This is a genomic window from Streptomyces sp. GbtcB7 (assembly GCF_019091445.1).
In the GTDB taxonomy this organism is placed as follows: Bacteria; Actinomycetota; Actinomycetes; order Streptomycetales; family Streptomycetaceae; genus Streptomyces; species Streptomyces mirabilis.
Genome location: NZ_JAGXJM010000026.1, coordinates 108,892 through 128,419, shown reverse-complemented (window position 1 = coordinate 128,419; position 19,528 = coordinate 108,892). Strand labels below are relative to the sequence as shown.

Below are 19,528 nucleotides of genomic sequence, written 5' to 3'. Positions count from 1 at the left end.
AGGACCTGTCCGGCCGTCCAGGCGCACGGATCAGGCGCAGAGCGTAGGCGTGGGCGGTGGGAACGCCCGTCGGGACACGGCGGGCGGCGGGCGGCGTGTCGCCCGTTCGGCCCTCCGCCCGGCGCCGGACCTGTGAGGGCGTACGAGGATGGCGCCACGGAGCGACGTACGCCGAGGTGCGAAGCCGTACGCAGAGGGTGGTGTGCCCATGCAGTTCGACGACGACGCCGACCTGGACACCTCCGACGTACAGGATGTGCGCGGCAGTCGGATCCCTGGTGGCAGGGCGACCGTCGGGGGTGGCATCGCGGGTCTGATCGCCCTGATCCTCGGGCTGTTCTTCGGAGTCGGGCCCGATGAGCTCGGGTTGTCCTCCGGCAACGACCAACCCGCGGTGACCACTTCCTCGCTCGACCAGATCAAGCAGACCTGCCGGAAGGGGCGGGACGCGAACGCCCGGGAGGACTGCCGGATGGTGGCGGTGGTCAACAGCGTGCAGGACTTCTGGGCGCAGGAGTTCGCACGACGCGGCGGTACGTACACGCGCTCGCCGACCGTCTTCTTCAGCGGGCGGGTGAACACCGCGTGCGGCACCGCGACCTCGGCGGTCGGACCCTTCTACTGTCCCGGTGACCGCAAGGTCTATCTGGACCTGGGCTTCTTCGACGACCTGCGGACCAAGTTCGGCTCCAGCGGCGGGCCGTTCGCGCAGGCGTACGTGGTGGCGCACGAGTACGGGCACCATGTGCAGGATCTGATGGGGACGTTGGGCAGGGCCCAGAGCGGTGTCACGGGCGCGAACAGCAACTCGGTGAAGGTGGAGCTGCAGGCGGACTGCTACGCCGGGGTGTGGGCGCACCACGCGACGACGACGAAGGACCCGTCGACGGGCAGGCCGTTGATCAAGAACCTCACTCCGGCCGACATCCGGGACGGACTGGACGCGGCGGCCGCCGTCGGCGACGACCGGATCCAGCGGGAGTTCCAGGGCCGGGTGACCCCGGAGACGTGGACGCACGGCTCGTCCGCGCAGCGGCAGCAGTGGTTCTACCAGGGCTATCGCACCGGCGACATGGCGCAGTGCAACACCTTCCGCTGAGCGCGCGGACGCGGCGGAGGCGAGAGCGCGGACAGGGCGGTGAAAAGTCCGCGGATGCGGCGCGTTCCGGGCGACTTCGGCTCTCCGGGGCGTTGTCAGTGGCCGGTGCAAGACTGGGCAGCGGGTGACATTCCGGCCCAGCAGGACGAGTTCCGGTGGGAGTGATCGGCATGGCAGGTACGGACGGCGGGCGCCCGAGCATCTACCCGACGCTGCTGTACGCGGACGCGAAAGCGGCGATCAGGCAGCTGACGGAGGCCTTCGGTTTCTCGGAGGCCTCGGTGTACGAGAGCGAGGACGGCACGGTGATGCACGCCGAGTTGGTCCAGGGCAACGGCGCGGTGATGCTCGGCTCCAAGGGCCGCGGTGGCGTCTTCGACGGCGCGATGAAGGACGCGGGCCCCGCGGGGGTGTACGTGGTCGTGGACGACGTCGACGCACACCACCAACGCGCCGTGGACCACGGCGCGGAGATCCTCATGCCCCCGACCGACCAGGACTACGGCTCGCGGGACTACCTGGCCCGGGACGCCGAGGGCAACATCTGGAGCTTCGGCACGTACGCCCCGGAGATACGGGGCTGACCCCGGGGGCGAGGGGGTGCGGGGATGCGGGGCTGATCCCAAGGACAGGCCCTAGCTGCCTCCGGTGTGGACCTGGAAGGCGGCGCGGCGTACGGCCTTGGCGAGGGCCGGGTCCGGGTGGGCGGCGGCGAGCGCGACCAGGACCTGGACAGTGCGGGGATGGCCGACGGCGCGCACCTCGTCGAGGAGCGCGGGCACGGTGGGCTGCACCGCGGACTCCAGATGGCGCACGAGAAGCGGCGCCTCACCGTGATCGGCGACGGCGGCGGCGGTGTCGACCCAGAGCCAGGTGGACTCTTCGCGGGTGAGGACCTCGTGGGCGTCCTCCGGGTCGTGGCCGTCGTGCTCGGCGAGCCACAGCAGGGCGTAGGGGCGCAGCCAGGACTCGTCGGCCACGGCGCGTACGTCGGGCTCGGCGGGGGCGCCGACCACGCGCAGCGCCTCGAAGGCGAGGCCGCGGGTGAGGGCGTCCTCGCCGCGGGCGGCTTCGAGGAGTTCGGTGACGGCGCTGCCGACGGGGCGGGCGGCGAGCCAGGCGCGGTACTCGGCGCGGGCCGCGTTCGGGCGCAGCTGGGCGCAGCCGCGGAGCATGTCCGAGGCGGGCTGCTCGATGTTCCCGGCGGGGCTCTGCGCGGCGACGCAGATCTGCTCCAGCTTGACCCAGACCGCCCAGCTGCCGAGCGGGGTGAGCGTGGCCTGCCCGTCGGCGCAGGTGAGCGCGCCGACGGAGGCGAGCGCGTGCAGGGCCCAGTCGAGGAGGGGCTCGAGTGGGGCGTCCGCGATCTCGGCGGCCTCCGGGACGGGCTCCGGCTGGGGGCCGTAGGGGATTTCGCAGCGCTCGGTGCGCAGTTCGGTGACGCGCTGTTCGAGGAGGTCGAGGAGCTGCTCCATGGGGACGGGCCCGGCGGAGAGCTGGAGGAAGGAGAGCACCTGGGGCATCGCGGAGACGACCTCGGCGACGGCGGACGCCTCGCGGTCGGCCGGCTCGGGGTGGGCGAGCGACCAGGCGTCGAAGAGGGCGACCCAGCCGCGCAGGACGGCGCTGTCGTCGCGGTTCCAGGCGCGCAGTCGCCAGCCGGGGCGGGCGATGTCGCCGTGCACCTCGACGAGGCCGGCGAGGCGTGCGGTGTCCCAGTCCGCGCGGACCTGAGCCGGGGTCAGGCCCAACTCCTCGGCGGCCCGTTCGGCGGTCGCGTCGGCGAGGGTGCCCTTGCCGTCGGGGGTCGCGCCGTCGCTCCCCGGGCCGAGCGAGGCGTCGGCCCAACGGGCGACACGGGCCGCGGCGGCGAGGCCGGTGCGGGCCATGCGGGCCAGTTCCGCGGGGGGCGGGGTGCCCTCGGGGGGCCGGGGTGCGGGTCGGCGCGAGCTGCGCTGGGTCACCGCTCGGGGGGCGGAAGCCAGGGGGCGCGAGCGGACGAGTCGGAGCCTGGAGTCGCGCGGGTTACGGGACGTCACGGGTGCAGTCTTCCGGTTGACGGTCCGAAAACCCAAACGGAATGTCACAGCAGGCGACAGGGGTGGCCAATGGACAGGGTTCCGAGGGGGCTCGACACGTGTGAGCGAAGCCTCGCACGAGTTGACCGGGGCCCAACCGGAAGCCTTGGGGGACGGCTCCGCCGGGGGGCTGTGCGGGGTGGCTCCGCCGGGGCGTGCGGGGAATGGTTGTGCGGGCGGGAGCGGTCTTGGCGGGGTCTCCGCGCGGGGGGCGTCGCGCGGAGGCGTCGCGCGGAGGGGTGGCTACATCAGAGGGGTGAGGAAGCGGCGTAGGGCCTCTTCGTAGTTGGGGGCGGCGTTCCACATGGCGCCGTGGGAGGCGTTCGGGACCGTGTGCAGGGTGACCAGGTCCGGGCGGCGCTCGGCGAGGCGGCGCGAGGGGCCCCAGGGGGCGATGGTGTCGTCCGGGCCGTGCACGATCAGGGTCGGGACCTTGAGCTGGCCCGGGTCGGCGGCCTCCTGGATGCGGTCGCCGTGCAGACCGGTGCGGCCCTGCGCGGCACGGACCGCGAGGGGCAGCAGGGCGCTGGGCGTGTGGCGGGCCGAGGCGAGGGCGCGCAGCGTGGCTCCCCAGTCGAGGACGGGCGAGTCCAGGATCAGCCCGGAGATCCGCTCGCGCAGGGCGGAGTGCGCGGCGGTGCGCAGGGCCATGGTGGCGCCGATGGACCAGCCGTACAGGACGACCTGCTCGGCGCCGTAGCGCACGGCGTAGCGCACGGCGGCGTCCAGGTCGCGCCACTCGGTCTCGCCGAGGTGGCTGAGGCCGTCCGGGGAGCGGGGTGCGCCGAGGTCGCCGCGGTAGGCGAGGTCGAGCACGGGCAGCTGGTTGCGGTGCAGGAACTCCATCACGTTCATGGGGTGCTCACGGGTGGTGCCGAGCCCGTGCGCCGTGATCACCCAGGTGTCGCGGGTGCCGGGCACGAACCAGGCGGGCAGCGGGCCGAGCTCGCCGGGGACGTCCACGTCGGCGTGGTCGAGACCGAGGGCGCTGCTGGGGTTGCCGATGTGCAGGTTCGGCGTGAGCCATGCCTTGTCGCCGGGCTCCAGGGTGCCGTGGGTGACGCGTTCGAGGCGGCGTACGACCGTGTCGGCGGTGTGGGGTGCGTCGTCCAGGACGGCACCGACGACCGCGTGGGAGCCGTCGCCCGTGAGGCCGTACCGTCCCGGGCGCAGGGAGGCCAGGTCGCGGGTGAGCGTGATCCGGCCCGCGGCCGTGGAGTGCACGGTGAGCCGGGGCTCGGTGGGCAGTGGCCTGCCGGGCGGCGCCTTCAGCGCGGCGTCGCTGGCGAACCGGCCCGCCGCCACGGAGGCTGCGCCCGCGGCCAGGGCTACGGAGACGGCCGCGGCCGTCGCTTTGACAGTACGCACGGGTTCAGTCTCCCGGCGCGGCCCCCGGTCGGCCAGCCGGAGCGGGCGGTGGACTCCCGCCTTGGGGTGCGCGGGCTCGTTCTCCGGCACTGCGCGCGCACCGGAACCGCCGGGTCGGTACAACCCGCACCGCCGGGTCGGTGCCACCGCACCGCCAGGTCCGGTGCCACCACACCCCCGGATCCAGTGCCACCACACCGCCGTGTCCGGTGCCACCACACCGCCAGGTCGGTACGTCGCGTCGGATCAGCGGGGCCCGGCCCCGCCGCCCTGCCCGTAGCGCCCCAGCCGCTCCCCCGCCTCGCCCACCTGCTCCGGCGAGAGCAGCGTCGGGGACAGGCCGGGCACGGACGACGCCAGGAGCCAGACGCGGGACATCCATTCCAGTTGGGCGGTGCGGTCGAACGCCTGGGACAGCGAGGCTCCGTAGGCGATGGTGCCGTGGTTCTGGAGGAGGCAGGCCGTGCGGCCGGTGAGGGCCTGGAGCATGTTCTCGGCCAACTCCGGGGTGCCGTAGGTCGCATAGGGGGCAACTCGGACCGGTCCGCCGAGGGCGCCCGCCATGTAGTGGATCAGGGGGAGTTCGGGGACGAGGGTCGAGACGGCCGTCGCGTGCGCGGCGTGGGTGTGGACGACGGCCCGCGCGTCGGTGGCGCGGTGGATCGCGAGGTGCATCGGCAGTTCGCTCGTCGGAACGAGCGAACCGAGGACCTGCCGGCCCTCGAGGTCCACACCGACGGCGTCTTCGGGCCTCAGCCGGTCGTAGGGCACTCCGGTCGGTGTGACCAGGACCGTGTCGCCGACCCGGACGGAGACGTTGCCCGACGTACCGACGACAAGACCGTCGGCCACCGTCCGGCGGGCCGTCGCGACGAGCTCGCCCCATGCGGCCGCCACCTCCCGCTCGCGCGCGCCCGGCGCGCTCTCCCCCACGTCCCGCACTTCCCGTGCGTCCCGCCGCTGCTCAGCCATGTGGCGATCCTGCCAGGCAGGGACGTCAACCCACGGTCGGTGAGGGCACTTTAGGGCGGAAGACAAGCGTCCGTAAGGGCACATAACGGCACATATCACCCTTCTGGGGTGATTGGCTGGCGATCGACGGGCTTTCAACGATCTTCCAATAGCCTCTGGAGGATTTGTCACGCACGTCGCCATTCCGGGGGGAAATATGGCTCGTGACCACAAACCACTTCTTCGCCGTGCCCGCGTCCTTGCGGCGGCGGCCGCCGTGGCGGCGCTCACCGCCGCGGGGACCGTCCTCACCGGGGCCCCGGTCGCCGCGGCGGCCAAACCCAAGGGCCACGACGTCTCCTCGCACCAGAAGAACGTCGACTGGCAGAGCGCGAAAGCGAAGGGCGCCCGGTTCGTCTATGTGAAGGCGACCGAGTCCCACACGTACCGCAATCCGTACTTCGGCCGGCAGTACGACGGAGCGCGCGACGCGGGGATCCTGCGCGGCGCCTACCACTTCGCGGTGCCGGACAAGTCGTCCGGCACCACCCAGGCCGCGTACTTCGTGCGCAACGGCGGCGCCTGGCGCGCGGACGGCTGGACGCTGCCGCCCGCGCTCGACATGGAGTACAACCCGTACGACAAGAAGCACAAGTGCTACGGCCTGAGCAAGGCCGGGATCGTGAGGTGGATCCAGGCGTTCAGCGACGAACTCGAACGGGAGACCGGCCGCCGTCCCGTCATCTACACGACCACCCACTGGTGGAACACCTGCACCGGCGGCAGCGGCGCCTTCGCCGCGAACCACGCCCTCTGGCTCGCCCGCTACGACTCGGCGGACACGGGCGCGTTGCCGGCCGGCTGGTCGACGTGGACGTTCTGGCAGTACGACAACAGCGGCACGCTCCCGGGTGACCAGAATCTCTTCAACGGATCCATGACCCGGCTCAAGCAGTTCGCCGCGGGCTAGAAGCCCTCGAACACCCCCAGGCGGAACCCGATATTCCGCCTCCGTTCGAACATCTGGTAAACCGTCGGGCCGCCCCTCCCGCACACTGGTCATCACGAGCGGAGGGGCGGTCCACCGTTTGATACACCCCAGCGCCCGCCCCAGTTCACCTTCCGTTCACTCAGGTTGCCTACGGTCCACCTGCCACTGACGTCAAACAGAAGCCTGGGTAAATGGAACACATCACGCTCCTCCTCGGAATCGTGATCGTCACCGCTCTCGTGTTCGATTTCACGAACGGTTTCCACGACACTGCCAACGCGATGGCGACCACCATCTCGACCGGCGCTCTGAAGCCCAAGACGGCGGTGGCCATGTCCGCCGTGCTGAACCTCGTCGGCGCGTTCCTCTCCGTGGAGGTCGCCAAGACGATCTCCGGCGGGATCATCAACGAAGAGGGCATACGCGTCCAAGTGATCTTCGCGGCGCTCGTCGGCGCCATCCTCTGGAATCTGCTGACCTGGCTTCTGGGTCTGCCCTCCAGTTCCTCCCACGCACTGTTCGGCGGCCTGATCGGCGCCGCGGTCATGTCGGCCGGCTGGTCGTCGGTGAACGGCTCGACCGTCGTCACCAAGGTGCTGATCCCCGCGGTCGCCGCGCCCATCGTGGCCGGACTCGCCGCGATGCTGGCCACCCGGCTGACGTACCGGATCGGCAACCGCGCCGACGAGAAGGCGACCGCCAAGGGCTACCGCGCCGGCCAGATCGCCTCCGCCGGCCTGGTCTCCCTGGCGCACGGCACGAACGACGCCCAGAAGACGATGGGCATCATCACTCTCGCCCTGGTCACCGGCGGCGTCATCGCCCCGGGCTCGAACCCCCCGCTGTGGGTCATCGTCTCGGCCGGTACGGCCATCGCGCTCGGCACGTACCTGGGCGGCTGGCGCATCATCCGCACCATGGGCAAGGGCCTCACGGACCTCGCGCCGCCGCAGGGCTTCGCCGCCCAGACCAGCGCCGCGACGGCCATCCTGGCCTCCTCGCACATCGGCTTCTCCCTCTCCACCACCCAGGTGTGCTCCGGCGCCGTGATGGGCTCGGGCATCGGCCGCAAGGGCGGCGTGGTCCGCTGGTCGACCGCGACGCGGATGTTCGTCGCCTGGGGCCTGACCCTGCCGGCCGCCGGTCTGGCCGGCGCCTCCGCCGAGTTCCTGACCAAGCAGGGCACCTGGGGCATCGTCCTCACCGGCGCGCTGCTCGTCGCCGGCGCCGGCACCATCTGGAAGCTCTCCCGCCGTCAGCCGGTCACCGTCGACAACGTCAACGACGTCGACGCCGAACCCGCGGGCGTCGTCACCGCAGCGATCGCCGCCGTCACCCCGCCGCCCGCGGGCCCCGTCACCGGCGACCTGTCCGGCGACCTGAAGACCACCATCCCGTCCCCGGACGCGGAGCCCACCCGCCCGGCCACGGTGTAAGGACAGAACAGCATGCACATCGACTGGGCAGCCCTCGGCTCCGTCTTCGGAGTCAGCCTCGTGACCACCGTCGGCCTCGTCGGCCTCTTCACCCTCGGCATCGTCGGCCTCTCCAAGCGCGAGTCCGCGTCCGCCCAGGGCGGCTCCGCGACCCTCGCGGTCACCGGCGCGTACGTCTGCTTCGCGGCGTGCGCCGCGGCGGTGGCGTACGGCATCTTCCTGATCGTCGGCAAGTAACCCAAAACGGGCACCACTTCGCGTGGGGTGCGGGACGGATCACCGTCCCGCACCCCACCTGTATGTGGGCCTTCGCACACTCTCCCCGCGCAGGTCAACAGCAAGTTGACGGGTCTTCCAACCCGTGGTGGACTGCCGGAGCCAAGTACGGCGACAGAAGAGGAAGCCGGTGTGAATCCGGCGCGGTCCCGCCACTGTGACCGGGGAAGGAACTCCCCGGGAGCCAGGAACTCTCCCCGCCGGTCTCGTCGAACCAGGGCGCGGACACCCTGAGTGAGGACATAACGCCATGCGCGGCTGCCCAAGTGCCCTGCGAGCGACGGTTCCACCCGACCTGACGGTCGGCTGACCCCGTGCGTGCCGATCGCGTCTTCGCGTACGGCGCCGCCGCCGGACTCCTCGGTGACCTGTTGCTCGGCGATCCCCGCCGGGGGCATCCGGTCGCCGTGTTCGGGCGGAGCGCGGCAGCCGTGGAGCGGGTGCTGTGGCGGGACCACCGCGGGTGGGGCGCGCTGCACACCGCCGTGTGTGTGGGAGGTGCCGCCGGACTCGCCGCCGTCGCTTCCCGTGCCGTACGCCCCTCACGTGCCGCGTCCCTCGCGCTGACGGCCGCCGCCACCTGGGCCGTCGTCGGGGGCACCACGCTCGGGCGGGAGGCCCGGGCGATCGGTGACGCCCTCGCGGACGGGGAGATCGAGACGGCCCGGGAGCGGCTGCCGCATCTGTGCGGGCGCGATCCCCAGGCCCTCGGCGCCGACGGCATCGCGCGCGCCGTCGTCGAGTCCGTCGCCGAGAACACCTCCGACGCCGTGGTGGGCGCCCTGGTGTGGGGTGCCGTGGCCGGAGTCCCGGGGCTCGTGGGCTTTCGGGCCGTCAACACCCTTGACGCCATGGTCGGTCACAGGTCGCCCAGGTACCGGCGGTACGGGTGGGCCTCGGCTCGGCTCGACGACGTCGCCGGGTGGCCGGGGGCTCGTCTCACGGCCGTGCTCGCCGCCCTCGCGGGTGACAGTCCCCGAGGGGCCGTACAAGCCTGGCGCGCCGACGCCGTCAAGCATCCGAGTCCCAACGCCGGGCCCGTGGAGGCCTCGTTCGCGGGGGCGCTCGGGGTGCGCCTGGGCGGCACCCTCTCCTACGGCGGGCGCGTCGAGCACCGGCCCGAACTCAACGGCGCCGGGCGCGCCGTGCACGTCGACGACATCGAGCGGGCCGTACGCCTGTCACGGCGTGTCGGCTGGCTCGCCCTCGGCGTGAGCGCCGGCGGGCGGCTGCTCGTACAGAGGCTTCTCAGGAAGGGGCGTACGTCATGAGCGGCGGGCTGCTCGTCGCCGGAACCACCTCCGACGCGGGCAAGAGCGTCGTGACCGCCGGGATCTGCCGGTGGCTGGTGCGCCACGGCGTCAAGGTCGCGCCCTTCAAGGCGCAGAACATGTCCCTGAACTCGTTCGTGACGCGCGAGGGCGCCGAGATCGGGCGCGCGCAGGCCATGCAGGCGCAGGCCGCCCGGGTGGAGCCGACCGCGCTCATGAACCCCGTGCTGCTCAAGCCGGGCAGCGACCGGAGCAGTCAGGTCGTCCTCATGGGCAGGCCCGTGGGCGAGATGACCGCGCGCGGGTTCTTCGGGGGGTCTGGGGGGTCGTCCCCCGGGGAAAGGCTGCACGGGGGGCGGCAGGAAGCCCTCCTCACCACCGTGCTGGACTGTCTCGCCGAGTTGCGGGGCACGTATGACGCGGTGATCTGTGAGGGGGCCGGCAGTCCTGCCGAGATCAATCTGCGGCGGACCGACATCGTGAACATGGGGATCGCGCGCAATGCGCGGCTGCCCGTGCTCGTCGTCGGCGACATCGACCGCGGGGGTGTGTTCGCCTCGTTCTTCGGGACGGTCGCGCTGCTGTCGCGGGAGGACCAGGAGTTCGTCGCCGGGTTCCTCGTCAACAAGTTCAGGGGGGACGTCTCCCTGCTGGAGCCGGGGCTCGACATGCTCCACGGCCTCACCGGGCGGCGTACGTACGGCGTCCTGCCGTTCCGGCACGGCCTCGGCATCGACGAGGAGGACGGGCTGCGGGTGTCGTTGCGGGGAGCGGTCCGGGAGTCCCAGGTGACCTCCCCCGTCGGCGAGGACGTACTGCGCGTCGCCGTCTGCGCGATCCCGCTGATGTCCAACTTCACGGACGTGGACGCGCTGGCCGCCGAGCCGGGCGTCGTCGTGCGGTTCGTGGACCGGGCCGAGGAGCTGGCCGACGCCGACCTCGTCGTCGTCCCCGGGACCCGGGGGACGGTGAAGGCGCTGGAGTGGCTGCGCGAGCGCGGACTCGCGGACGCCATCCTGCGCAGAGCCGCCGAGGGGCGGCCCGTGCTGGGCATCTGCGGCGGTTTCCAGGTCCTCGGCGAGCACATCGAGGACGAGGTCGAGTCGCGCGCCGGCCAGGTCGACGGGCTCGGACTCCTGCCGGTCCGTGTGCGGTTCGCACGCGAGAAGACCCTGACCCGGCCCGTCGGGGAGGCGCTCGGCGAGCACGTCGAGGGCTACGAGATCCATCACGGCGTCGCCGATGTGACGGGCGGTGAACCGTTCCTGGACGGCTGCCGGGTCGGCGCCGTCTGGGGCACGCACTGGCACGGCTCGCTGGAGTCGGACGGCTTCCGGCGCGCCTTCCTGCGCGAGGTGGCGGCCGCCGCGGGCCGTCGTTTCGTGCCGGCCGCCGACACGTCGTTCGCGGCGCTGCGCGAGGAGCAGCTCGACCGGCTCGGCGATCTGATCGAGGAACACGCGGACACGGACGCGCTGTGGCGGCTCATCGAGTCGGGCGCGCCGCAAGGACTGCCTTTCATTCCACCGGGAGCGCCCGCATGAGCACAGTGTTGTTGTTGTCGACCGCCGACACCGATCTGCTGGCGGCGCGTGCCTCCGGCGCCCCGTACCGGATCGGCAACCCCACCCGGGTGGAGGTCGAGGGCGAACTGCCGTCCCTCGTCGAGGGCGCGGACATCGCCGTCGTACGACTCCTGGGCGGCAAGCGTGCCTGGGAGGAGGGCCTGCGGAAGCTGAAGGCCTCGGGCATCCCCACCGTGCTGCTCGGCGGGGAGTCCGTACCCGACGCCGAACTGATGGCGGAGTCGTCGGTGCCCGCCGGTGTCGTCGCCGAGGCGCTGCGCTATCTGGTCGAGGGCGGCCCGGACAACCTCACCGAACTGGCCCGGTTCCTCTCCGACACCGTGCTGCTGACGGGTGAGGGCTTCGAGGAGCCGCGGAAGATGCCGGAGTACGGCGTCCACGGCGAGCGCGCGTTCGTCGAGGGCCGGCCGACCGTCGGCGTGCTCTTCTACCGGGCCCACCAGCTGTCCGGCAACACCGCGTTCGTGGACACGCTGTGCGACGCGATCGAGGCGCGCGGAGCCAACGCGCTCGCCGTGTACTGCGGTTCGCTGCGCGGCGCGGACGCGGGCCTGTACGAGATCCTCGGCACGGCGGACACGCTGGTCGCCACCGTGCTCGCGGCGGGCGGCACGCACGCCTCGGAGGCATCCGCGGGCGGGGACGAGGAGGCCTGGGACATCGGCGCGCTCGCCGACCTGAACGTCCCCGTGCTGCAAGGGCTCTGCCTGACCTCGTCCAGGAGTGCCTGGGACGCGTCGGACGCCGCCCTCTCCCCCATGGACGCGGCGATGCAGGTCGCGATCCCCGAGTTCGACGGCCGTCTGATCACCGTCCCCTTCTCCTTCAAGGAGCAGGGGCCCGACGAGGTGCCGGTCTACGTCGCCGACCCCGAGCGGGCCGCCCGCGTCGCCGGAATCGCCGTACGGCACGCCCGGCTGAAGCACAAGCCGAACGCGGACAAGAAGCTCGCGCTCGTCTTCACCGCCTATCCGACCAAGCACTCCCGCGTCGGCAACGCGGTCGGCCTCGACACGCCCGCCTCGGCGGTACGGGTGCTCGACGCGCTGCGGGACGCCGGGTACGTCGTCGAGGGACACCCCGACAACGGCGACGAGTTGATCCACCGGCTCATCAACGCCGGTGGCCACGACGTCGAGTGGCTCACGGAGGAGCAGCTGGCCGCCGCGCCCGCACGGGTGCCGCTGGCCGACTACCGGGCCTGGTTCGACAAGCTGGACCCGGAACTCAAGCGAGGCATGCTGGACGCGTGGGGCGAGCCGCCAGGCTCCCTCTACGTCGACGGCGACGACATCGTGCTCGCGTCCCTGCAGTTCGGGAACGTCGTCGTGATGATCCAGCCGCCGCGCGGCTTCGGCGAGAACCCGATCGCGATCTACCACGACCCGGACATGCCGCCGTCGCACCACTACATGGCCGCGTACCGCTGGCTCGAAAACAGCTTCGGCGCCGACGCCGTCGTGCACATGGGCAAGCACGGCACGATGGAGTGGCTGCCGGGCAAGGGCCTCGGGCTCAGCGGCGGCTGCGCGCCGGACGCCGTCCTCGGTGAACTCCCGCTCATCTACCCCTTCATCGTCAACGACCCCGGCGAGGGCACCCAGGCCAAGCGGCGCGGCCACGCCACGGTCGTCGACCACCTCGTACCGCCGATGGCCCGCGCGGACACCTACGGCGACCTCGCGAAGCTGGAGCAGCTGCTCGACGAGTACGCGCTCGTGTCCGACCTGGACCCGACGAAGGCACCGGCGGTCCGCGCGCAGATCTGGACGCTGGTCAAGGCGGCCGAGCTCCACCACGACCTGCATGTGGAGGACCAGCCGGACGACGCGGCGTTCGACGAGTTCGTCATGCACATCGACGGCTATCTGTGCGAGATCAAGGACGTGCAGATCCGCGACGGTCTGCACATCCTCGGCGGCGGCCCGGAGGCCGAGCCGCGCGTCAACCTCGTCCTGGCCGTGCTGCGCGCCTCCCAGGTGTGGGGCGGCAGCGCGAACGCGCTGCCGGGACTGCGGGCCTGCCTCGCCGAGCACTTCGGCCTGGTCGAGAAGGAACTGCTCGCCGAGCCGGGCGCGCCGGTGAAGGTGCCGGTGGAGCTGACGGACCTCGTCGAGGGGCCGGCGCGGACCGGGGCCGACGCCATCGACCTGCTGGAGCAGCTGTGCCGCCGGATGGCGGAGGGCATGGAGGAGCGCGGCTGGGTGACGTCCGAGAGCACCGCTCTCGTACGCGAGGTCCTGGGCGTCGAGCTCCCCGACGCCGTCGCGGTGCTGGAGTTCGCCTGCCGTGAGGTCGTGCCGCGCCTGGCCCGGACGACGGACGAGATCACCCACATCCTGCGCGCCCTGGACGGCGGTTACGTCCCCGCGGGCCCGTCGGGCTCACCGACCCGCGGGCTGGTGAACGTCCTGCCGACCGGCCGCAACTTCTACTCGGTCGACCCCAAGGCGATCCCGTCCAGGCTGAGTTGGGAGGTCGGGCAGTCGCTCGCCGACTCCCTGGTGCAGCGGTACCTGCAGGACACGGGCGAGTACCCGAAGTCCGTCGGTCTGACGGTCTGGGGCACGTCCGCGATGCGCACCCAGGGCGACGACATCGCCGAGATCCTCGCGCTGCTCGGCTGCCGCCCGGTCTGGGACGACGCCTCGCGCCGCGTGACCGGTTTCGACGTGGTGGGCCTGGAGGAGCTGGGCCGGCCGCGCATCGACGTCACGGTCCGCATCTCCGGCTTCTTCCGGGATGCGTTTCCGCACGTCGTGGGCCTGATCGACGACGCGGTGCGTGCGGTGGCCGAGCTGGACGAGCCCGCCGACCGCAACTACGTCCGCGCGCACGCCGACGAGGACACCGCCGAGCACGGCGACCGGCGCCGGGCCACCTCCCGCATCTTCGGCTCCAAGCCGGGCGCGTACGGCGCCGGTCTCCTCCCCCTGATCGACGCCCGCAACTGGCGCTCCGACGCCGACCTCGCCGAGGTGTACGCGGTGTGGGGCGGCTACGCCTACGGGCGTGGACTCGACGGGCGGGCGGCGCGCGGGGACATGGAGATCGCGTTCCGGCGGATCGCCGTCGCCGCGAAGAACGTCGACACCCGTGAGCACGACCTCGTCGACGCCGACGACTACTTCCAGTACCACGGCGGCATGGTCGCGATGGTCCGGCACCTGACGGGCGCGAGCCCGGAGGCCTACGTCGGCGACTCGGCCGTACCCGACCAGGTGAAGACCCGCACGCTGGGCGAGGAGACCCACCGCGTCTTCCGCGCCCGGGTCGTCAACCCGCGCTGGATGGCCGCCATGCGACGGCACGGCTACAAGGGCGCCTTCGAGATGGCGGCGACCGTCGACTACCTCTTCGGGTACGACGCCACGGCCGGGGTCGTGGACGACTGGATGTACGAGAAGCTCAGCGCGGAGTACGTCTTCGACGCGGAGAACCGGGACTTCATGAAGAAGTCCAACCCGTGGGCGCTGCGCGGCATCACGGAACGGCTCCTCGAGGCCGCCGACCGGGGGCTGTGGGCCGAGCCGGACGCGGACACGCTGGAGCGGCTGCGTGCCACCTATCTGGAGCTCGAAGGCGACTTGGAGGGCGACGACCAGTGAGTACCCCGTTCCCGTTCACGGCCGTGGTCGGCCAGGACGACCTGCGGCTCGCGCTGCTGCTGAACGCCGTGTCGCCCGCCGTGGGCGGTGTGCTCGTCCGCGGTGAGAAGGGCACGGCCAAGTCCACGGCCGTACGCGCCCTCTCGGCGCTCATGCCGGGGGTGGACGTCGTCGCCGGGTGCCGGTTCTCGTGCGATCCGGCCGGCCCCGACCCGGCCTGTCCCGACGGTCCGCACGAGCCGGGCGCCTTCGAGACCCGGCCGGCCCGCATGGTCGAACTGCCCGTCGGTGCCTCCGAGGACCGGCTCGTGGGCGCGCTCGACATCGAGCGGGCGCTCGCGGAGGGCGTGAAGGCCTTCGAGCCGGGGCTGCTGGCCGACGCGCACCGCGGGATCCTGTACGTCGACGAGGTCAACCTCCTCCACGACCACCTGGTCGACCTGCTGCTGGACGCCGCCGCCATGGGCGCCTCGTACGTCGAACGCGAGGGCGTCTCCGTACGGCACGCGGCACGCTTCCTGCTCGTCGGGACCATGAACCCCGAAGAGGGCGAGCTGCGGCCGCAGTTGCTCGACCGGTTCGGGCTGACCGTCGAGGTGGCCGCCTCCCGGGAGCCCGATCAGCGGGTCGAGGTCGTGCGGCGCAGGCTCGCCCACGACGACGACCCGACGGGCTTCGCGGCGCGCTGGGCCGACGAGGAGTCCGCCGTACGGGCCCGGATCGTGGCGGCGCGGCGGCTGTTGCCGTCCGTGCGGCTCGGGGACCCGGCGCTGCGGCAGATCGCGGCGACCTGCGCGGCCTTCGAGGTGGACGGCATGCGGGCCGACATCGTCATGGCACGGACCGCGACCGCGCTCGCCGCGTGGGCGGGACGGACCGAAGTGCTGGCGGAGGACGTGCGTCAGGCCGCGCTGCTCGCGCTGCCGCACCGGCGGCGGCGCAACCCCTTCGACGCGCCGGGGCTCGACGAGGACAAGCTCGACGAGACGCTGGAGGAGTTCGGGGGATCGGACGAGGGTTCTTCCGGCGAAGGTTCTTCCGACGACGATCCGGACGCGGACCCCGACCCGGATCCGGACGGGCCCGGCGGCGGTGGGCAGCCGCCTCAGGACGGACCGGACGGAGACTCCCCCGCCGGTGACGTCCCGGCGCAGGGCGAGCCCTCGGAAGAGGGGCAGGCGCCGGCCGCGCAGGGCGCCGGTGAGCAGTCCCCCGTACGGGCCGCCGAACCCTTTCGCACGAAGGTGCTGAGCGTGCCGGGGCTCGGCGAGGGCGCGGCCGGGCGGCGTTCGCGGGCGCGGACCGAGCATGGGCGAACCACCGGGTCGCGGCGGCCCCAAGGGGCGCTCACCAAGCTGCACCTGGCGGCGACCGTGCAGGCGGCGGCGCCCCATCAGCGGGCGCGGGGGCGGTCGGGGCGCGGTCTCGTCGTACGGCGGGACGATCTGCGCCAGGCCACCCGGGAGGGGCGTGAGGGCAACCTCGTGCTGTTCGTGGTGGACGCCTCCGGGTCGATGGCGGCGCGGCAGCGGATGAGTGCCGTCAAGGGCGCGGTGCTGTCGCTGCTGCTCGACGCGTACCAGCGGCGCGACAAGGTGGGGCTCGTGACCTTCCGGGGGTCCACGGCCGACGTGGCGTTGCCGCCCACCTCGTCCGTGGACGCGGCCGCCGCCCGCCTCGAGTCGCTGCCCACGGGCGGGCGGACGCCGCTCGCGGCCGGGCTGCTGCGCGCGCACGACGTGCTGCGGGTCGAGCGGCTGCGGGATGCCGCCCGGCGGCCGTTGGTCGTCGTGGTGACCGACGGGCGGGCCACCGGCGGCCCTGAGCCCGTCGCGCTCGCCGAACGGGCGGCGCGGCTGTTCGCGGCCGACGGGGTCGCCTCCGTGGTCGTCGACTGCGAGGCGGGGCCCGTGCGGCTCGGACTCGCAGGGCGGCTCGCGGGTGAACTGGGCGGCACGGCGGTGACGTTGGACGAGTTGCGGGCCGACGCGATCGCCGGGCTCGTGCGCGATGTGCAGGGGACTTCGAGGAGGGCCGCGTAATGCCGCAGGGGCAGCCGAGTGTCGTACCTGAGGACGGACTGACGACGCGTCAGCGCCGCAACCGGCCGCTGGTCGTGGTGCACACGGGGATCGGGAAGGGCAAGTCCACCGCCGCCTTCGGGCTGGCGCTGCGCGCCTGGAACCAGGGGTGGCCCATCGGGGTGTTCCAGTTCGTCAAGTCGGCGAAGTGGAAGGTCGGGGAGGAGAACGCGCTGCGCGTGCTCGGCGCCTCCGGCGAGGGCGGGGCCGTCGACTGGCACAAGATGGGCGAAGGGTGGTCGTGGGTGCAGCGCGACTCCCAGATGGACAACGAGGAGAAGGCCCGCGAGGGCTGGGAGCAGGTCAAGCGGGACCTCGCCGCCGAGACGTACAAGCTGTACGTGCTGGACGAGTTCGCCTACCCCATGCACTGGGGATGGGTGGACGTCGACGAGGTCGTCGCCGTGCTGCGGGACCGGCCCGGGACGCAGCATGTCGTGATCACCGGGCGCAACGCTCCCGAGAAGCTCGTCGAGTTCGCGGATCTCGTGACGGACATGTCCAAGGTCAAGCATCCGATGGACGCCGGCCAGAAGGGCCAGAGGGGCATCGAGTGGTGATTTCCGTCCCTCGGCTGGTCATCGCCGCGCCCTCTTCCGGGAGCGGCAAGACCACCGTTGCCACGGGGTTGATGGCGGCCTTCGCCTCACGGGGGCTCGCCGTGTCCCCGCACAAGGTGGGGCCCGACTACATCGACCCCGGGTACCACGCGCTCGCCACCGGGCGCCTGGGGCGGAATCTCGACGCGTATCTGTGCGGTACGGAGTTGATCGCGCCGCTGTTCGCGCACGGGGCGCGCGGATGCGATCTCGCGGTCGTCGAAGGTGTGATGGGGCTGTACGACGGGGCCGCCGGGGAGGGTGAGCTCGCGTCCACGGCGCAGGTGGCGAAGGTGCTGCGGGCGCCGGTGGTGCTGGTCGTCGACGCGTCGTCGCAGTCCCGGTCCGTGGCCGCGCTGGTGCACGGGTTCGCTTCCTGGGATCCCGAGGTGCGGGTCGCGGGGGTGATCCTCAACAAGGTGGGGTCGTCGCGGCATGAAGAGATGCTGCGGGAGGCTCTGGACGAATCCGGTGTGCCGGTGCTCGGGGTGCTGCGACGCGCCGCGCAGGTGGGGACGCCGTCGCGGCATCTTGGGCTGGTGCCCGTTGCCGAGCGGCACGCGGCAGCGGTCGAGTCGGTTGCCGCCATGGCCTCGCAGGTGTGGGAGGGGTGCGATCTCGACGGGCTGCTCGCGTTGGCGCGGAGCGCGCCCGCGCTGTCGGGTGCGGCCTGGGATGCGGCTGCGGCTGTCGTTTCTTCGCCCCCACCGCCCCTTCCCGTCCCCACCCTGGGGGCTGCGCCCCCAGACCCCCGCCATCGGCCTGAACGGCCTCGTCCTCAAACGCCGGACGGGCTGAAAGATCGCGGGACCGGGCTGCGTGCGGCGCCCCGAATCGCTGTCGCCGGAGGGGCCGCCTTCACCTTCTCCTACGCCGAGCATGCCGAGTTGCTGACCGCCGCGGGAGCCGAAGTCGTCACCTTCGACCCTCTGCGGGACGAACAACTGCCGGCCGGTACCGGCGGGTTGGTCATCGGTGGGGGGTTTCCCGAGGTGTACGCGCCCGAGCTGTCCGCCAACGAGCCGTTGCGCAAGGCCGTGGCCGAGCTGGCGTTCGGCGGGGCGCCCGTCGCCGCCGAGTGTGCCGGGCTGCTGTATCTCTCGCGCGAGCTCGACGGGCAGCCCATGTGCGGCGTGCTCGACGTCTCGGCCCGGATGAGTGAGCGGCTCACCCTGGGCTACCGGGACGCCGTGGCCGTGAGTGACAGCGCGCTCGCCGTCGCCGGGACGCGGATGCGGGGGCACGAGTTCCACCGGACCGTCGTCGAGCCGGGCGCCGGGGCGGCTCCCGCCTGGGGGGTGCGCGCCCCTGAGCGGCGCGTCGAAGGTTTCGTACAACAAGGTGTGCATGCGAGTTATCTGCACACGCACTGGGCGTCACAACCCGGTGTCGCCCGTCGGTTCGTGGAGAGGTGCCGGACGTCATGAGCAGCAAGCTGATCGGAATCGGGGTCGGTCCCGGTGACCCGGAGCTGGTGACCGTCAAGGGCGTCAACGCGCTGCGTGCCGCCGAGGTCGTGGTCGTACCGGTGATGGCCGCGCCCGATGGAAAGGACGGCGGAGAGCGGGGGCGGGCGGAGGCCACCGTCCTGCACTACGTGCCCGAGGAGAAGGTCGTCCGCGTCGTGTTCGCGCTCAACGAGCGGACCGACCGGGGGCGGCGCGAGGCCGCCTGGGACGCCGCGGGCACGCGGGTCGCGGAGCTGCTCCGGCGGCACGCGTCCGTCGCCTTCGCGACCATCGGCGATCCGAACGTGTACTCGACCTTCACCTATCTCGCGCAGACCATCGGGGAACTGGTGCCCGGCACGGTCGTCGAGACCGTGCCCGGTATCACCGCCATGCAGGATCTGGCGGCGCGGTCCGGGGCCGTGCTCACGGAAGGGACCGAGCCGCTCACCCTCGTTCCGGTGACCGCCGGGGCCGCCGTGCTCAAGGACGCCCTCAACGGGCCCGGGACCGTCGTCGCGTACAAGTTCGGGCGGCAGGCGCACGAGGTCGCGGAGGCGCTGCGGGTGACGGGGCGGCTCGACGACGCCGTGTGGGGGTCCGCGCTCGGGCTGGAGGGCGAGTCCATCCGGCCCGCCGCCGACCTCGACGGCGAACCGCTGCCGTACCTCTCCACCCTCATCGCGCCCGCCCGGCGGGACGGCAAACGCGGCGGGAAACTGTGAGCCCCGGAAGA

Annotated in this window: 15 protein-coding genes and 1 riboswitch; of the genes, 12 read left to right on the top strand and 3 right to left on the bottom strand. The window is 72.5% G+C overall.

The window, feature by feature from the left end:
* The first annotated feature begins 208 nt into the window (after positions 1-208).
* Both KVT44_RS35885 and KVT44_RS35880 read left to right on the top strand, forming a co-directional pair.
* On the top strand, positions 209-1,099 hold the full coding sequence (locus KVT44_RS35885) for a neutral zinc metallopeptidase (protein WP_217571589.1): 891 nt from the start codon (positions 209-211) through the stop codon (positions 1,097-1,099).
* A 170-nt stretch (positions 1,100-1,269) separates the two neighbouring features.
* The gene (locus tag KVT44_RS35880; RefSeq protein WP_067364865.1) at positions 1,270-1,683 is read left to right on the top strand and encodes a VOC family protein; all 414 of its coding nucleotides are present in this window, start codon (positions 1,270-1,272) and stop codon (positions 1,681-1,683) included.
* 51 nt (positions 1,684-1,734) lie between these two features.
* Here the strand turns inward: KVT44_RS35880 and KVT44_RS35875 are convergent, their stop codons facing one another.
* The 3 genes from KVT44_RS35875 to KVT44_RS35865 form a co-directional block, all read right to left on the bottom strand.
* Positions 1,735-3,138, bottom strand: a complete 1,404-nt coding sequence (locus tag KVT44_RS35875) for a hypothetical protein (protein WP_180293050.1) — start codon at positions 3,136-3,138, stop codon at positions 1,735-1,737.
* 282 nt (positions 3,139-3,420) lie between these two features.
* Positions 3,421-4,545, bottom strand: coding sequence for a S9 family peptidase (locus KVT44_RS35870; RefSeq protein ID WP_190170363.1), 1,125 nt, complete (start codon positions 4,543-4,545; stop codon positions 3,421-3,423).
* A 246-nt stretch (positions 4,546-4,791) separates the two neighbouring features.
* Positions 4,792-5,517, bottom strand: a complete 726-nt coding sequence (locus KVT44_RS35865; RefSeq protein ID WP_099923394.1) for a class II aldolase/adducin family protein — start codon at positions 5,515-5,517, stop codon at positions 4,792-4,794.
* 196 nt (positions 5,518-5,713) lie between these two features.
* On the opposite strand from KVT44_RS35865, the gene KVT44_RS35860 reads away from it, so the two are divergent.
* From KVT44_RS35860 to cobI, 10 genes are all read left to right on the top strand, one after another.
* A complete protein-coding gene (locus KVT44_RS35860; RefSeq protein WP_217571587.1) occupies positions 5,714-6,466 on the top strand; it encodes a lysozyme in 753 nt (250 codons plus the stop codon).
* A 212-nt stretch (positions 6,467-6,678) separates the two neighbouring features.
* Positions 6,679-7,923 (top strand): inorganic phosphate transporter, encoded by a 1,245-nt coding sequence (locus KVT44_RS35855; protein ID WP_101405904.1) that lies wholly within the window; start codon positions 6,679-6,681, stop codon positions 7,921-7,923.
* 12 nt (positions 7,924-7,935) lie between these two features.
* Complete coding sequence (locus tag KVT44_RS35850) at positions 7,936-8,160, top strand: hypothetical protein (protein WP_054232266.1); 225 nt, start codon at positions 7,936-7,938, stop codon at positions 8,158-8,160.
* Between the two features lie 111 nt (positions 8,161-8,271).
* A riboswitch (cobalamin riboswitch) is annotated at positions 8,272-8,414 on the top strand.
* A 99-nt stretch (positions 8,415-8,513) separates the two neighbouring features.
* On the top strand, positions 8,514-9,470 hold the full coding sequence (locus tag KVT44_RS35845) for a cobalamin biosynthesis protein (protein ID WP_217571585.1): 957 nt from the start codon (positions 8,514-8,516) through the stop codon (positions 9,468-9,470).
* The gene (locus tag KVT44_RS35840; RefSeq protein ID WP_217571583.1) at positions 9,467-11,014 is read left to right on the top strand and encodes a cobyric acid synthase; all 1,548 of its coding nucleotides are present in this window, start codon (positions 9,467-9,469) and stop codon (positions 11,012-11,014) included. Before KVT44_RS35845 ends, KVT44_RS35840 begins: the two co-directional genes overlap by 4 nt.
* Positions 11,011-14,664: a cobaltochelatase subunit CobN gene (gene cobN, locus KVT44_RS35835; protein WP_217571581.1), complete on the top strand. Its 3,654-nt coding sequence runs from the start codon at positions 11,011-11,013 to the stop codon at positions 14,662-14,664. Before KVT44_RS35840 ends, cobN begins: the two co-directional genes overlap by 4 nt.
* A complete protein-coding gene (locus tag KVT44_RS35830) occupies positions 14,661-16,706 on the top strand; it encodes a putative cobaltochelatase (RefSeq protein WP_217571579.1) in 2,046 nt (681 codons plus the stop codon). The genes cobN and KVT44_RS35830 overlap by 4 nt, the downstream gene beginning before the upstream one ends.
* On the top strand, positions 16,706-17,305 hold the full coding sequence (cobO, locus tag KVT44_RS35825) for a cob(I)yrinic acid a,c-diamide adenosyltransferase (RefSeq protein ID WP_217571577.1): 600 nt from the start codon (positions 16,706-16,708) through the stop codon (positions 17,303-17,305). The genes KVT44_RS35830 and cobO overlap by 1 nt, the downstream gene beginning before the upstream one ends.
* Positions 17,299-18,771, top strand: coding sequence for a cobyrinate a,c-diamide synthase (locus tag KVT44_RS35820; protein ID WP_217571575.1), 1,473 nt, complete (start codon positions 17,299-17,301; stop codon positions 18,769-18,771). Before cobO ends, KVT44_RS35820 begins: the two co-directional genes overlap by 7 nt.
* The gene (gene cobI / locus KVT44_RS35815; protein WP_217571573.1) at positions 18,768-19,517 is read left to right on the top strand and encodes a precorrin-2 C(20)-methyltransferase; all 750 of its coding nucleotides are present in this window, start codon (positions 18,768-18,770) and stop codon (positions 19,515-19,517) included. The genes KVT44_RS35820 and cobI overlap by 4 nt, the downstream gene beginning before the upstream one ends.
* Positions 19,518-19,528 lie beyond the last annotated feature (11 nt).

Bases quoted from the DNA above. Each gene is read 5' to 3' on its own strand.
- KVT44_RS35865 (WP_099923394.1), bottom strand. From the start codon at position 5,517: ATGGCTGAGCAGCGGCGGGACGCACGGGAAGTGCGGGACGTGGGGGAG.
- KVT44_RS35840 (WP_217571583.1), top strand. From the start codon at position 9,467: ATGAGCGGCGGGCTGCTCGTCGCCGGAACCACCTCCGACGCGGGCAAG.
- KVT44_RS35880 (WP_067364865.1), top strand. From the start codon at position 1,270: ATGGCAGGTACGGACGGCGGGCGCCCGAGCATCTACCCGACGCTGCTG.
- KVT44_RS35855 (WP_101405904.1), top strand. From the start codon at position 6,679: ATGGAACACATCACGCTCCTCCTCGGAATCGTGATCGTCACCGCTCTC.
- cobN (WP_217571581.1), top strand. From the start codon at position 11,011: ATGAGCACAGTGTTGTTGTTGTCGACCGCCGACACCGATCTGCTGGCG.
- KVT44_RS35885 (WP_217571589.1), top strand. From the start codon at position 209: ATGCAGTTCGACGACGACGCCGACCTGGACACCTCCGACGTACAGGAT.
- KVT44_RS35850 (WP_054232266.1), top strand. From the start codon at position 7,936: ATGCACATCGACTGGGCAGCCCTCGGCTCCGTCTTCGGAGTCAGCCTC.
- cobO (WP_217571577.1), top strand. From the start codon at position 16,706: ATGCCGCAGGGGCAGCCGAGTGTCGTACCTGAGGACGGACTGACGACG.
- cobI (WP_217571573.1), top strand. From the start codon at position 18,768: ATGAGCAGCAAGCTGATCGGAATCGGGGTCGGTCCCGGTGACCCGGAG.
- KVT44_RS35860 (WP_217571587.1), top strand. From the start codon at position 5,714: ATGGCTCGTGACCACAAACCACTTCTTCGCCGTGCCCGCGTCCTTGCG.